A 14052-nucleotide genomic window follows, 5' to 3' on the forward strand; every position below is an offset into this window, starting at 1 on the left:
TCACCGCTTATCTGTCAGCCCGCCTCCAGAATCTGCTTCACAGCGACCACCGTCGCGTACTCGCCATGCAAATTACCCAGGGACATGGCATGCACCTGGGCAGCCGAGCGGGCGTTGCCGAAGTAATCGCTCTTGTCGAAGGTAAAGCAGGCATCCTCGACCACCCAGGTGTCGAATCCAAGGTTGCCGGCCGTACGCGCCGTGGACTCCACCGAGTTGTGCGTCGCCACGCCGACGATCACCAGTTGCCCGACGCCCGCCTTGCGCAGGTCTTGCTCCAGGCGCGTGGCGCTGAATGCATCCGGCACCTGTTTCTGCACCAGCCATTCCCCCGCCAGCGGCTCGAACCGTGGCTGAACCTCCACGCCCAACTGGCCCGGCCAGAACACCGAGTCCGGTGAGCGGGACAGATGGTGGACATGAATCACCGGGCGCGCCGTGTGTCGCCATAAAGCCAGTAGCTCCAGCATGCGCAGCTCTGCCTCGGGATTGTTGCGAGGGCCAAGCCTGGGATGAAGGATGCCTTTTTGTTGATCGATGAGGATCAGCGCTGCGTTGTTCTGTAGCTCCATGCCGGTTTTCTCTTCTCGGTCATTGAATCTTCCACACTTGAGCATCACCTCTTCCTCCAGGCAAGCCTTCGAGCAAAAGCGATGACCCGGCCCCGGAGTTTCATCGCCAAACCAACAAATAACCCTCGCCCCGCTTGCGCGGCCTCCTCCTGCTCACTAACGTAGCGCCTTTATTGGTGCCACCCCCCTCCCGCAGGAGCTTTGCCATGGCCTCGCCAGCCTCTATTTCCCTTATTCCCCGGCTCGGCGTTGCCGCCGCAGTGGCCAGTGTGCTTGGTTTGAGCGGATGCCAGACCTGGAATGCCCAGGACACTGTCCCGCCGACTTCCGGTGTGCAACCGCTCAAGGGGCTGGCGCAGAACGTCTCGGTCCGGCGCAATGCCACGGGCATGCCGCTGATCGAAAGCAACAGCTTCCATGACGCCCTGTTCACCCTCGGCTACGTCCACGCCAGCGATCGCATCACCCAGATGGTCACCCTGCGCCTGCTGGCCCAGGGGCGGCTGGCAGAGATGTCCGGCGCCGAACGGCTCGACGTCGACCGCTACATGCGCGCCATCAACCTGAGGAAAAACGCCGACGAGCTGTACAAGGCGTCTTCGCCACGGCTCAAGCGCTTCTTCGAAGTCTATGCCCGCGGCGTCAACGCCTACCTGTTCCGCTACCGCGACAAGTTGCCGTCGGACCTGGCCGCCACCGGTTACAAACCCGAATACTGGAAACCGGAAGACTCGGCGCTGATGTTCTGCCTGCTGAATTTCAGCCAGTCGGCCAACCTGCCGGAGGAAATCGCCAGCCTGGTACTGGCCCAGACCGTCACCAACGACAAGCTCGCCTGGCTCAGCCCATCCTATCCGGATGAACCACTGCCCGTGGCCGAGGCTGACAAACTCCAGGGCTTGCGACTCAACGGCCAGATTCCGGGCCTGAACGAGATCAGCAAGGCCACCAGCCAGTTGACCGAGCTGAACCTTTTGGGCGCTGCGTCTTCGAGTAACTGGGCCATCGCGCCGCAACGCAGCCGCAGCGGCAAGAGCCTGTTGGCCAGCGACAGCCATGGGCCGCTGGGCATGCCGGGGCTGTGGAGCCCCGTACAGATCCGCGCGCCCAAGTACCAGGCGGCCGGGGTTTCCGTGGCGGGTATCCCGATGATCCTGGCCGGGTTCAACGGCAAAGTGGCCTGGAGCATGACAAGCGTGCTGGGCGACAACCAGGACCTGTTCCTGGAAAAAATCCGCCGCCAGGGCAATGGTCTCTCTTACGAGGTCAACGGCAAATGGCAACCGGTGATCGTGCGCAACGAAACCTTTTTCATCAAAGGCCAGCGGCCGATTCGTGAAACGGTGTTCGAGACCCGCCACGGCCCGTTGCTCAACAGCGCCCAGGGCCCGGCCATGGCCAACGGCTTTGGCCTGGCGTTGCAGATGCCGAGCCTGAGCGAGGACAAGACCCTGGATGCGTTCTTCGACCTGTCCCGGGCGCAGAACGTCGAGAAAGCTTCCGATGCCAGCCGGGAAATCCGCGCGATGGCGGTGAATCTGGTATTTGCCGACGCCGGCCATATCGGCTGGCAAGTCACCGGTCGCTACCCCAACCGCAGCGAAGGCGAAGGCCTGTTGCCGTCGCCAGGTTGGGAGGGTCGCTACGACTGGGACGGTTACGCCGACCCGATGCTGCACCCCTACGATCAGGACCCGGCCCAGGGCTGGCTTGGCACGGCCAACCAACGCGTCATTCCCCACGGCTACGGCATGCAGTTGTCCAACTCGTGGGCCGCACCGGAGCGTGGCGAACGCATGGCCGAACTGGCCGGTGCGGGCAAGCACGACACCCGCAGCCTGACCGCCATGCAATATGACCAGGGCACGACGTTCGCGGCCAAGCTCAAGAAAGTCTTCGAAGCACCGGGCATGACCCAGCCGCTCAAACAGGCGATCGAAGCCCTTCCGGTGGCTGACCGGGCCAAGGCCCGCGAGGCCTACACCCGCTTGATGGCATTCGATGGCCGGCTCAGCCCGACCTCCGCCGACGCGGCGATCTATGAGCTGTTCCTGCAGGAAAGCATGAAGCAGATTTTCCTCGACGAGCTAGGCCCGGACAGCAGCCCGGCGTGGAAAGCGCTGGTCGCCAATGGTCAATTGTCCTACTCGGCCCAGGCCGATCACCTGTTGGGGCGAGAGGACAGCCCATTCTGGGACGATGTGCGCACCCCTCAGAAAGAAGACAAGGCCGTCATCCTCGCCCGCAGCCTGGCCGCCACCATCAGCACCGGTGAAAGCCAGTTGGGCGGTGACCGCAAGGCTTGGCAGTGGGGCCAACTGCATCGCTACGCGTGGAAGAACAGCAACGGCCAGATCGTACGCGGCCCGCTGCCGGCCGGAGGCGACGCTTCCACGCTCAACATGGCGGCGTTCGCCGGGGGCCAGGATTTCAATACCACCCTGGCACCAGCGATGCGTTTTATCGTTGACTTCGGCCAGCCTGAACCGTTGATGATCCAGGACGGCGCCGGACAGTCCGGCAACCCGGTCAGCCCGAACTATGCCAATGGCATCGATCCGTGGATCAAGGGGCAGTACCAGAGCCTGCCGTTGCAGTCGCAGAATTTCGATCGGGCCTATGGCAAGACGCGGTTGACCCTGGTGCCTGGTAAATAACTGCAGCGCGCCCGATCGCGAGCAAGCTCGCTCCCACAGGGGCCGGTGTTGAATCAGATGCGATTCGACACAAAGCCCATGTGGGAGCGAGCTTGCTCGCGATGGGGTCACCCCATCCACCCCCGAAAACCCGATAGAACTTCTCCCTCCGCCCCCGCCTCTACCTGACAAGCCCATCGCTCCGGTGACTGCATGGATCTTGTCATTGCCCGCCCCGAAGGCTTGTACTGCCCGCCCGGGGACTTCTACATCGACCCGTGGCGCGCGGTAGAACGTTCGGTCATCACCCACGCCCACGGCGACCATGCCCGCAGCGGCAACCGACACTACCTGGCAGCGGCACCCGGCGAAGGCATTCTGCGTTCACGCCTGGGCCAGGACATCAACCTGCAAACCCTGCCCTACGGCGAACGCTTGTCGCATCATGGCGTGACCTTGAGTTTTCACCCCGCCGGCCATGTGCTGGGCTCGGCCCAGGTGCGGCTGGAATATCAAGGCGAGGTCTGGGTGGCGTCAGGGGATTACAAAGTCGAGCCAGACGGCACCTGCAACCCATTCGAGCCAGTGAAATGCCATACCTTTATCACTGAATCGACCTTCGGCCTGCCGATCTACCGCTGGCAGCCCCAGGCGCAGATCTTCGACGAGATCAACCAGTGGTGGCGCGGGAACATCACCGCCGGCCGAGCCAGCGTGTTGTTCTGCTATTCCTTCGGCAAGGCCCAGCGGATTCTTCACGGCATCGATGAAAGCCTCGGCCCGATCCTGGCCCATGGGGCGGTGGAGCCGCTGAACCGGGTCTACCGCGAGGCCGGTGTTCGCCTGCCGCCGACAATTTATGCCAGCGACATCAACAAGAACGACCCGATCATGGGCCAGGCGCTGGTCATCGCCCCGCCCTCTGCCGGGGGCACCAGCTGGATGCGCCGCTTCGGCGATTACAGCGACGCCTTCGCCAGCGGCTGGATGCGCCTGCGCGGTACGCGGCGGCGGCGCGGCGTGGACCGGGGTTTTGTGCTGTCCGACCACGCCGACTGGTCTGGCCTGCTCTGGGCCATCGAACAGACCGGCGCCGAGCGGGTGATGGTGACGCACGGTTCGGTAAGCGTGCTGGTGCGCCATCTCTGTGAGCAAGGCCTCGACGCCCAGGGGTTCAGCACCGAGTACGGCGATGACGAAGAAGACCTCGCCACGACCACCGACAGTGGTGAGGAGGCGTCATGAAGGCCTTCGCCGAGCTGTACGCCGAACTGGACGCCACCACCTCCAGCAATGCCAAGCTTGCCGCCATGCAAGCCTACTTCACCAAGGCCCCGCCTCGGGATGCGGCGTGGGCCGTGTATTTCCTCTCCGGCGGGCGCCCACGGCAACTGGTGCCGGTAAAAATCCTGCGGGAGTTGGCGGTCCAAGTATCCGGGCTATCGCTCTGGCTTTTCGAGGAAAGTTATCAGGCCGTGGGCGACCTGGCCGAAACCATTTCGCTGGTATTACCCGAATCGCCCCACAGCTCCGATGAAGGCCTGGCATTGTGGACCGAAGAGAAACTACTGCCGTTGCGTGGCGAGTCGCCCGCAGTCCTGGCTGAACGACTCCCGGCGATCTGGGCGCAACTGGACCGGCCGAGCCTGATGCTCTGCATCAAACTCATCACTGGCAGCTTCCGGGTTGGGGTGTCCAAGCTGTTGGTGACCCGGGCCCTGGCGACCCTGGCGGGGCTGGACAGCAAACGGGTGGCCCAACGACTGGTGGGCTATACCGACCTGTCCCATCGCCCCACGGCGGCCAGTTACCTCAAACTGATCGCAGCTGAGTCCGACGATGAACATGCCCAGCGCGGCGGCCAGCCTTATCCGTTTTTCCTGGCCCATGCCTTGTCTGCCCCGGTGGAGCAATTCGACGCCCTGCTGGGGCCGGCCAGCGACTGGCAGGTGGAATGGAAATGGGACGGCATCCGCTCCCAGGTGATCAAGCGTGACGGTCATCTCTGGGTCTGGTCCCGAGGCGAGGACCTGGTCACTGAACGATTTCCGGAATTGCATTCACTGGCCCAGGCGCTGCCGGACGGCACGGTGATCGACGGTGAAATCGTGGTCTGGAAAGCCCCCAAGTCGGCCACCGAGGACGCCTTCGACCCGGACGCGCCGCTGCAACCGGCGGTGCAACCCTTCGCCCTGTTGCAGCAGCGCATTGGTCGCAAGACCCTGGGCAAGAAAATCCTCGACGATGCCCCGGTGGTGGTGATGGCCTACGACCTGCTGGAATGGCAAGGCGAGGACTGGCGCAGCCGCCCCCAGGCCGAGCGTCGCGAACGGCTGGAGGCGCTGATTGCCGGTGTTCACAGCCCGGTGCTGTTGCCGTCATCGACAGTCACCGGCCAGGACTGGCTCGACCTCGCCCGGCAGCGCGAAGCCTCTCGCCGCCTCGGTGTCGAGGGCATGATGCTCAAGGCCCGCGACGCGCTGTACGGCGTGGGGCGCACCAAGGACATGGGGGTGTGGTGGAAATGGAAGATCGACCCGTTCAGCGTCGACGCGGTGCTGATCTACGCCCAACGCGGCCACGGCCGGCGCGCCAGTCTGTACAGCGACTACACTTTTGCGGTGTGGGACAACCCGCCGGGCAGCCGCGAACGCAGCCTGGTGCCCTTCGCCAAAGCGTACTCGGGGCTGACCGATGAAGAAATGCGCCAGGTCGACAGCATCGTGCGCAAGACCACCGTGGAAAAGTTCGGCCCGGTGAGCAGTGTCACGCCGACCCTGGTTTTTGAGCTGGGCTTTGAGGGTATCGCCTTGTCCAAGCGCCACAAGAGCGGGATCGCGGTACGCTTTCCACGGATGCTGCGCTGGCGCCAGGACAAGCACGTCGACGAGGCCGACACACTGTCGACCTTGCAGGATCTGCTGAAATAACTTGCTCCCGCCGGGCCCGTCGTAGGCGCTGTCGAGCAAAGCGAGGCTGCGATCTTCCCCCAGGCGATTAAATCGAGAGCAAAGATCAAGATCAAAAGCTCGCAGCCTTCGGCAACTCCTACAGAGCCCAGCAGGCGTTCGCGCCATCCTGGTGCAGCTTTTGATGTACGCTCATCCCCGCGCACCATCACATTCCATTGCCTGCCGCCGAAGCTTTTAAAACACTTGTTCGGCACTCTGGTTCGGAAATTGCTACCTTTATGCCGTCATACCGTTCTCGCCTTCACCGGTAACAATACTTACGCGCCACAAGCGCTCATATTGGTTTTAGGGATTGAATAATGAAAAAAGCACTGCTGACCCTTTCTGCACTGGCGTTGTGCATGGCTGCTGGCGTCGCCACGGCCAAGGAATACAAGGAACTGCGTTTTGGTGTCGACCCTTCCTACGCCCCGTTTGAGTCCAAAGCCGCCGACGGCAGCCTGGTCGGTTTCGACATCGACCTGGGCAACGCGATCTGCGCAGAGCTGAAGGTCAAATGCAAATGGGTCGAAAGCGATTTCGACGGCATGATCCCAGGCCTCAAGGCCAATAAATTCGACGGCGTGATCTCCTCCATGACCGTCACCCCGGCCCGCGAAAAAGCCATCGACTTCTCCAGCGAGGTGTTCTCCGGCCCAACGGCCTATGTCTTCAAGAAGGGCTCGGGCCTGAGCGAAGACGTTGCCTCGCTCAAAGGCAAGACCGTCGGCTACGAGCAAGGCACCATCCAGGAAGCCTACGCCAAGGCCGTGCTGGACAAGGCCGGCGTCAAGACCCAGGCCTACCAGAACCAGGACCAGGTCTACTCCGACCTGACCTCCGGCCGTCTCGATGCCGCGATCCAGGACATGCTCCAGGCTGAGCTGGGCTTCCTGAAATCGCCAAAAGGCGAAGGCTATGAAATCAGCAAGCCGGTGGACAACGAGCTGCTGCCGGCCAAGACCGCCGTCGGTATCAAGAAAGGTAACAGTGAGCTGAAAGCACTTTTGGATAAAGGTATCAAAGCGTTACACGACGACGGCAAATACGCCGAGATCCAGAAAAAACACTTTGGCGATCTGAATCTGTACAGCGGCAAATAATGCGCTGCGCCCATCCGGTCTCGGATGGGCGCTTTTCTCCTGCCAAAGGCTTTCTTCCATGTTCGAACAACTCCTACAAAATCTGGGGCTCAGCGCCTTCAGCCTGCAGGGTTTTGGCCCGCTGCTGATGCAAGGCACCTGGATGACCATCAAGCTGTCGGCCCTGTCCCTGTTGTTGAGCGTCTTGCTCGGCCTGCTGGGCGCCAGTGCCAAGCTGTCCAGCGTCAAACTGCTACGAATCCCCGCACAGCTCTACACCACGCTGATCCGTGGCGTGCCAGACCTGGTGCTGATGCTGCTGATTTTCTACAGCCTGCAAACCTGGCTGACCTCGTTTACCGACTTCATGGAATGGGAATACATCGAGATCGACCCATTCGGCGCCGGGGTGATTACCCTGGGCTTCATCTATGGCGCGTACTTCACCGAAACCTTTCGTGGCGCGATCCTTGCGGTCCCCCGGGGCCAGGTCGAAGCCGCCACCGCGTATGGCCTCAAGCGTGGCCAGCGTTTTCGCTTCGTGGTATTTCCACAAATGATGCGCTTTGCCCTGCCAGGTATCGGCAACAACTGGATGGTGATGCTCAAGGCCACCGCGCTGGTGTCGATCATCGGCCTGGCCGACTTGGTCAAGGCAGCCCAGGATGCAGGCAAGAGCACTTACCAGCTGTTTTACTTCCTGGTACTGGCGGCATTGATCTATCTGCTGATCACCAGCGCGTCCAACTTCATCCTGCGCTGGCTTGAACGCCGCTACGCCGCCGGAGCCCGGGAGGCGGTGCGATGATCGAACTTCTGCAAGAATACTGGCGGCCATTCCTTTACAGCGATGGCGTCAACGTCACGGGCCTGGCCATGACCCTGTGGCTGCTCAGCGCCGCGCTGCTGATCGGTTTTGTGGTGTCGATCCCGCTGTCCATCGCCCGGGTTTCGCCCAAGTTCTACGTACGCTGGCCGGTGCAGTTCTACACCTACCTGTTCCGAGGCACGCCGCTCTATATCCAACTGCTGATCTGCTACACCGGGATCTACAGCATCGCGGCGGTACGCGCCCAGCCCCTGCTGGACAGTTTCTTTCGCGACGCGATGAACTGCACGATCCTGGCCTTCGCCTTGAACACCTGTGCCTACACCACGGAGATTTTCGCCGGGGCGATCCGCAGCATGAACCATGGCGAAGTCGAAGCCGCCAAGGCCTACGGCCTCACTGGCTGGAAGCTGTACACCTACGTGATCATGCCGTCGGCCCTGCGCCGCTCGCTGCCGTACTACAGCAATGAAGTGATCTTGATGCTGCACTCCACGACCGTGGCGTTCACCGCTACCGTTCCTGACGTGCTGAAAGTCGCCCGGGACGCCAACTCGGCGACGTTCCTGACGTTCCAGTCGTTCGGGATCGCCGCGTTGATCTACCTGACCGTCACCTTTGCACTGGTAGGCCTCTTCCGCCTCGCCGAACGCCGCTGGCTGGCCTTTCTCGGGCCGACCCACTAGGGCTTTTGTTCCAGGACACACACGCACATGCGCCACCAGATCCACGACCTGCTGGCCCCGGTACCGGGGACCGCACGCAAGATCCACAGCTTCCACTTCGGCCCGGAAAAAGCCGTTGGCAAAATCTATATCCAGTCGTCCCTGCACGCCGATGAACTGCCTGGCATGCTGGTCGCCTGGCACCTCAAGCAGCGCCTGGCCGAACTCGAAGCCTCGGGCCACCTGCGGCACGAGATCGTGCTGGTGCCCGTCGCCAACCCCATCGGCCTCGAACAGGTGTTGATGGACGTACCCCTGGGTCGCTACGAAACCGAGAGCGGGCAGAACTTCAATCGCCGCTTCGTCGACCTGAGCGAAGAGATCGGCAACGAAATCCAGGACCTGCTCACTGACGATGCGCAGCACAACCTGATGCTGATCCGCACCAGCCTGCGCGATGCCCTCGCGCGCCAGACCGCCGGCACGCAATTGCAATCCCTGCGCCTGGCATTGCAGCGGCTGGCCTGCGACGCCGACATGGTGCTGGACCTGCATTGCGATTTCGAAGCCGTGGCCCACCTCTACACCACGCCCGAAGCCTGGCCGCAGGTCGAGCCACTGGCCCGCTACATCGGCGCCGAAGCCAGCCTGCTGGCGACCGATTCGGGCGGCCAGTCGTTCGACGAATGCTTCACCCTGCTCTGGTGGCAACTCAAGGAACGCTTCGGCGAACGCTTCGAGATTCCCCTGGGCAGTTTTTCGGTCACGGTGGAATTGCGTGGCCAGGGTGACGTCAACCACGGGCTGGCGAGCCTCGACTGCCAGGCCTTGATCGAATACCTGATCCGTTTCGGCGCCATCGACGGCGAACCAATGCCCATGCCCGAACTGCCCTACCCGGCCACGCCACTGGCCGCTGTCGAACCGGTGGCGACGCCCGTGGGTGGGTTGCTGGTCTACAGCGCCCTGCCCGGCGAATACCTGGAGGCGGGGCAACTGATCGCGGAAGTCATCGACCCGGTCAGCGACACCGTTACCCCCGTTCATTGCCGTAACGCCGGGCTGCTGTATGCCCGTTCGCTGCGCCGCATGGCCACGGCCGGCATGGTGATCGCCCATGTCGCCGGCACCGAAGCCTATCGCAGCGGCTACCTACTTTCGCCTTGAGGATGCATGCTCCATGTACAAACTGACCATCGAAGGCCTGCATAAAAGCTATGGCGAACATGAAGTGCTCAAGGGCGTTTCGCTCAAGGCCAAGACCGGCGACGTCATCAGCCTCATCGGCGCCAGCGGCTCAGGCAAAAGTACCTTTTTGCGCTGCATCAACTTCCTGGAACAACCCAACGACGGCGCCATGAGCCTGGACGGCCAGCCGATCCAGATGATCAAGGACCGCCACGGCATGCACGTGGCCGATGCCGACGAACTGCAACGCATCCGCACGCGCCTGGCCATGGTGTTCCAGCACTTCAACCTGTGGAGCCACATGACCGTGCTGGAAAACATCACCATGGCGCCGCGCCGGGTGCTGGGTGTCAGCAAGCAGGAAGCCGACGACCGCGCCCGTCGTTATCTCGACAAGGTCGGCCTGCCGGCACGGGTCGCCGAGCAATACCCGGCGTTCCTCTCCGGCGGCCAGCAACAGCGCGTGGCCATTGCCCGCGCCCTGGCGATGGAGCCGGAGGTGATGCTGTTCGACGAACCCACCTCGGCCCTGGACCCGGAGTTGGTGGGTGAAGTGCTTAAGGTGATCCAGGGCCTAGCCGAGGAAGGCCGGACCATGATCATGGTGACCCACGAAATGAGCTTCGCCCGCAAAGTCTCGAACCAGGTGCTGTTCCTGCACCAGGGCCTGGTGGAAGAAGAAGGTCGGCCGGAAGACGTGCTGGGTAATCCCACCAGCGAACGGCTCAAGCAGTTTCTCAGTGGCAACCTGAAATAAACTTCAGCCCTCATGGCAGACTGTTCCTGTGGCGAGGGAGCTTGCTCCCGCTGGGCTGCGAAGCGGCCCCTTGTCTCGGCATGACACACCTTGAGGGGAGGCTGCGCCTCCAGCGGGAGCAAGCTCCCTCGCCACAAAAGCTGCCCCGCAGTGCATTAAACCTTTCATCGCTCGCCGAGGTCACTGAAAGAAGACGTTCAGGGCGCACACGGCAGGCATGGCGACATCCAATAATTTCGCGAAACAGTGGTTCGATGCCCGCGGCTGGAAACCGTTCGCCTTTCAGCAGCAGGTATGGGCCGCGGTCAAGCGGGGGGAGTCCGGGCTGTTGCACGCCAGCACGGGCGCCGGCAAGACCTACGCCGTGTGGTTTGCCGCCCTCAACCGTTTCGCCCGCACCGCACCGCCGCCGGATAAACCGCGCAAACGCAAGCCGCCGGCCGAACCGCTGACCGTCCTGTGGATCACGCCGATGCGCGCACTGGCGGCCGACACCGGCAAAGCCCTCCAAGCGCCCCTGGCAGATCTGAACCTGCCGTGGAGCGTCGGCCTGCGCACCGGCGACACCAGCGCCAGCGAGCGCGCCCGCCAGGGCCGGCGCCTGCCCACCACGCTGATCACCACGCCTGAAAGCCTGACCCTGATGCTCGCCCGAGCCGATGCGCAAGCCGCCGTTTCGACGCTGCGTATGGTGGTGGTGGATGAATGGCACGAGTTGCTCGGCAACAAACGTGGCGTGCAATTGCAACTGGCCCTGGCGCGCTTGCGGCACTGGCACCCCGCACTCATCGTCTGGGGCGTGTCCGCGACCCTGGGCAACCAGGCCCACGCCGAACAGGTATTGATCCCGCAAGGCAACGGGATCAGTGTGCAGGGCGCCAACGGCAAGGCGTTGCAGATCGACACGCTGTTCCCCGCCGGCCTCGAACGTTTTCCCTGGGCCGGGCACATCGGCCTGAAGATGCTGCCCCAGGTCATTGCCGAAATCGACGCCAGCCGCAGTTGCCTGGTCTTTACCAATACCCGGGCCCAATCGGAAATCTGGTATCAGGCCGTCCTTGAAGCAAGGCCCGACTGGGCCGGGCTGATTGCCCTGCACCACAGTTCGCTATCGCGTGAGACCCGGGACTGGGTGGAACAGGCCTTGAAGGACGGCCAGCTCAAAGCGGTGGTCTGCACGTCCAGCCTGGACCTGGGGGTGGACTTCCTGCCGGTGGAACGGGTGCTGCAGATCGGTTCGGCCAAGGGAGTGGCGCGGCTGATGCAACGGGCCGGGCGCTCCGGTCACGCACCGGGGCGGACCTCCCGGGTGACGCTGGTGCCAACCCACAGCCTGGAATTGATCGAGGCCGCCGCCGCGCAGGACGCCGTGGCCCAACGGCACATCGAACCGCGCGAATCGCCCTACAAGCCGCTGGATGTGCTGGTGCAACATTTGGTCAGCATGGCGTTGGGGGGCGGCTTCGTGCCCGAGGTGTTGTTCGAGGAGGTGCGCGGCGCCTGGGCCTATCGCGACCTGAACCCGGCCGAATGGGCCTGGGCCCTGGCCTTCGTGCGCCACGGCGGCCTGTCATTGACCGCCTACCCCGATTACCGACGCGTCGAACCGGACGAACACGGGATCTGGCGAGTGCCCGACGCACGCCTGGCCCGGCGTCACCGCATGAGCATTGGCACCATCGTCAGCGATGCCAGCCTGCAATTGAAGTTCTGGAGCAAGGGCGGAGGCGGCAAGACCCTGGGCAGCGTAGAGGAAGGCTTCATCGCCCGCTTGCGCCCCGGTGACGGTTTTCTGTTCGCCGGGCGGTTGCTGGAATTGGTCCGGGTCGAGGACATGACCGCCTACGTGCGGCGCAGCCAGGCCAAGAAGGCCGCTGTGCCGCGCTGGAACGGCGGACGCATGCCGCTTTCCAGCGAATTGGCCGCCGCCGTCGTGGCACGTTTGAGCGAAGCCGCCGCCGGCCGCTTCGAGGGCCCGGAGATGCACGCCGTGCAGCCCCTGCTCTTGACCCAACAACGCTGGTCCGGTTTGCCCACGCAAGGCACATTGCTGGCCGAAGCCCTCAAGTCCCGGGAAGGCTGGCACCTGTTCCTCTACCCGTTTGCCGGACGCCAGGTTCATCTGGGCCTGGCCAGCCTGCTGGCCTGGCGCGTCAGTCGGCAACAACCGCTGACGTTTTCGATTGCGGTCAATGACTACGGCCTGGAGCTGCTCAGCGCCACGGCCGTGGATTGGTCGCACTACCTGACCCCGCGCCTGCTGAGTGTCGATCACCTGCTGGCCGACGTGCTCGCGAGCCTGAATGCCGGGGAGCTGACCCTCAGGCGCTTTCGCGAAATCGCCCGGATCGCCGGGCTGGTCTTCGCCGGCTACCCCGGTGCGCCAAAAAGCACCCGGCAAGTCCAGGCCTCCAGCGGGTTGTTCTTCCAGGTATTCAAGCAATACGACGCCGACAATCTGTTGCTGGCCCAGGCCGGGGAGGAAGTCTTGCGTGAAGAACTGGATATCCGTCGACTGGAGCAGACCTTGCAACGTCTCAATACCTTGAAGCTGGACCTGCACATGATCAAGCGTCCCACCCCGCTCGGGTTTGCGCTGCTGGTGGAGCGGTTCCGGGAAAGCATGAGCTCGGAAAAGCTCGCCGACCGCATCCGGCGGATGGTCAGCGAGCTGGAAAAGACTGCCGATCGCGGTGATGCCTGATGCCAGCGCCGTATCCCGTCAGCCTGGCCGGCGAAGAACTCTGGTTGCTCCCGGAAAAAGCCGTGTACTGGCCCGCCCAGGAAACCCTGATGGTGGCCGATGTTCATTTCGGCAAGGCCGCCGCTTATCGCCGCCTGGGTCAACCGGTCCCCCATGGCACTACCGCCAGCAACATCGCCGTGCTGGATCAACTGCTGGCAAGCCTGTCATGCCGGCAGTTGATCTTTCTTGGGGATTTTCTCCACGGCCCCGGCTCTCATGCGCCCGGCACCTTGAAGGCACTTTCCGACTGGCGTGAGCGACATCCGCACCTGGCCATGACGCTGATTCGAGGCAACCACGACAAACGTGCCGGTGACCCACCGCCAGCGCTGAACATTCGTGTCGTACCGCAACCGTTGCTTCTGGGCCCCTTTGCCGTGCAACACGAGCCTACCCCCCACCCCAGCCGCCATGTCCTGGCCGGTCACGTGCATCCGGTCTATCACCTGAGCGGCAAGGGCCGGCAACGCCTGCGCCTGGCCTGCTTCCGACTGGGCAGTGAAATCAGCCTGCTGCCGGCCTTCGGTGCGTTCACGGGCGGCTATCAGGTCGGGCAGGACAGCGCTTGCAGGATTTTTGTCATCGGCGATAACGAAATATGGCCCGTCAGCTAAAGCACTCTGTGC

11 protein-coding genes are annotated in these 14052 nt (G+C 63.1%); 10 read left to right on the top strand and 1 reads right to left on the bottom strand.

Annotated features, from left to right (window positions below):
* Positions 1 to 14 precede the first annotated feature (14 nt).
* Positions 15 to 572 carry a cysteine hydrolase family protein gene (locus KI237_RS23770; protein WP_212797307.1) on the bottom strand — a complete coding sequence of 186 codons (558 nt, stop codon included), beginning with the start codon at positions 570 to 572 and terminating at the stop codon, positions 15 to 17.
* A gap of 206 nt (positions 573 to 778) precedes the next feature.
* Between KI237_RS23770 and KI237_RS23775 the strand changes: the two genes are divergently transcribed.
* The 10 genes from KI237_RS23775 to pdeM all read left to right on the top strand — a co-directional run bounded on the left by KI237_RS23775 (position 779) and on the right by pdeM (position 14040).
* Positions 779 to 3229 (top strand): penicillin acylase family protein, encoded by a 2451-nt coding sequence (locus KI237_RS23775; protein WP_212797308.1) that lies wholly within the window; start codon positions 779 to 781, stop codon positions 3227 to 3229.
* Between the two features lie 192 nt (positions 3230 to 3421).
* Positions 3422 to 4453, top strand: coding sequence for a ligase-associated DNA damage response exonuclease (locus tag KI237_RS23780; RefSeq protein WP_212797309.1), 1032 nt, complete (start codon positions 3422 to 3424; stop codon positions 4451 to 4453).
* On the top strand, positions 4450 to 6138 hold the full coding sequence (locus KI237_RS23785) for an ATP-dependent DNA ligase (RefSeq protein WP_212797310.1): 1689 nt from the start codon (positions 4450 to 4452) through the stop codon (positions 6136 to 6138). The genes KI237_RS23780 and KI237_RS23785 overlap by 4 nt, the downstream gene beginning before the upstream one ends.
* A 341-nt stretch (positions 6139 to 6479) precedes the next feature.
* Entirely contained in the window at positions 6480 to 7262 is a 783-nt protein-coding gene (locus KI237_RS23790) for a transporter substrate-binding domain-containing protein (RefSeq protein WP_212797311.1), read from the top strand.
* 58 nt (positions 7263 to 7320) lie between these two features.
* On the top strand, positions 7321 to 8049 hold the full coding sequence (locus KI237_RS23795; protein WP_025212190.1) for an ABC transporter permease: 729 nt from the start codon (positions 7321 to 7323) through the stop codon (positions 8047 to 8049).
* Positions 8046 to 8756: an ABC transporter permease gene (locus KI237_RS23800; RefSeq protein ID WP_212797312.1), complete on the top strand. Its 711-nt coding sequence runs from the start codon at positions 8046 to 8048 to the stop codon at positions 8754 to 8756. Before KI237_RS23795 ends, KI237_RS23800 begins: the two co-directional genes overlap by 4 nt.
* A 27-nt stretch (positions 8757 to 8783) precedes the next feature.
* Complete coding sequence (locus KI237_RS23805) at positions 8784 to 9902, top strand: succinylglutamate desuccinylase/aspartoacylase family protein (RefSeq protein WP_212797313.1); 1119 nt, start codon at positions 8784 to 8786, stop codon at positions 9900 to 9902.
* A 13-nt stretch (positions 9903 to 9915) separates the two neighbouring features.
* On the top strand, positions 9916 to 10680 hold the full coding sequence (locus KI237_RS23810) for an ABC transporter ATP-binding protein (RefSeq protein ID WP_003198401.1): 765 nt from the start codon (positions 9916 to 9918) through the stop codon (positions 10678 to 10680).
* Between the two features lie 217 nt (positions 10681 to 10897).
* Entirely contained in the window at positions 10898 to 13384 is a 2487-nt protein-coding gene (locus tag KI237_RS23815; protein WP_212797314.1) for a ligase-associated DNA damage response DEXH box helicase, read from the top strand.
* On the top strand, positions 13384 to 14040 hold the full coding sequence (gene pdeM, locus KI237_RS23820; protein ID WP_212797315.1) for a ligase-associated DNA damage response endonuclease PdeM: 657 nt from the start codon (positions 13384 to 13386) through the stop codon (positions 14038 to 14040). The genes KI237_RS23815 and pdeM overlap by 1 nt, the downstream gene beginning before the upstream one ends.
* The last annotated feature ends 12 nt before the right edge of the window (positions 14041 to 14052 follow it).

This window comes from Pseudomonas sp. St316 (genome assembly GCF_018325905.1).
Taxonomy (GTDB): domain Bacteria; phylum Pseudomonadota; class Gammaproteobacteria; order Pseudomonadales; family Pseudomonadaceae; genus Aquipseudomonas.

Bases quoted from the DNA above. Each gene is read 5' to 3' on its own strand.
- KI237_RS23770 (WP_212797307.1), bottom strand. From the start codon at position 572: ATGGAGCTACAGAACAACGCAGCGCTGATCCTCATCGATCAACAAAAA.
- KI237_RS23775 (WP_212797308.1), top strand. From the start codon at position 779: ATGGCCTCGCCAGCCTCTATTTCCCTTATTCCCCGGCTCGGCGTTGCC.
- KI237_RS23780 (WP_212797309.1), top strand. From the start codon at position 3,422: ATGGATCTTGTCATTGCCCGCCCCGAAGGCTTGTACTGCCCGCCCGGG.
- KI237_RS23785 (WP_212797310.1), top strand. From the start codon at position 4,450: ATGAAGGCCTTCGCCGAGCTGTACGCCGAACTGGACGCCACCACCTCC.
- KI237_RS23790 (WP_212797311.1), top strand. From the start codon at position 6,480: ATGAAAAAAGCACTGCTGACCCTTTCTGCACTGGCGTTGTGCATGGCT.
- KI237_RS23795 (WP_025212190.1), top strand. From the start codon at position 7,321: ATGTTCGAACAACTCCTACAAAATCTGGGGCTCAGCGCCTTCAGCCTG.
- KI237_RS23800 (WP_212797312.1), top strand. From the start codon at position 8,046: ATGATCGAACTTCTGCAAGAATACTGGCGGCCATTCCTTTACAGCGAT.
- KI237_RS23805 (WP_212797313.1), top strand. From the start codon at position 8,784: ATGCGCCACCAGATCCACGACCTGCTGGCCCCGGTACCGGGGACCGCA.
- KI237_RS23810 (WP_003198401.1), top strand. From the start codon at position 9,916: ATGTACAAACTGACCATCGAAGGCCTGCATAAAAGCTATGGCGAACAT.
- KI237_RS23815 (WP_212797314.1), top strand. From the start codon at position 10,898: ATGGCGACATCCAATAATTTCGCGAAACAGTGGTTCGATGCCCGCGGC.
- pdeM (WP_212797315.1), top strand. From the start codon at position 13,384: ATGCCAGCGCCGTATCCCGTCAGCCTGGCCGGCGAAGAACTCTGGTTG.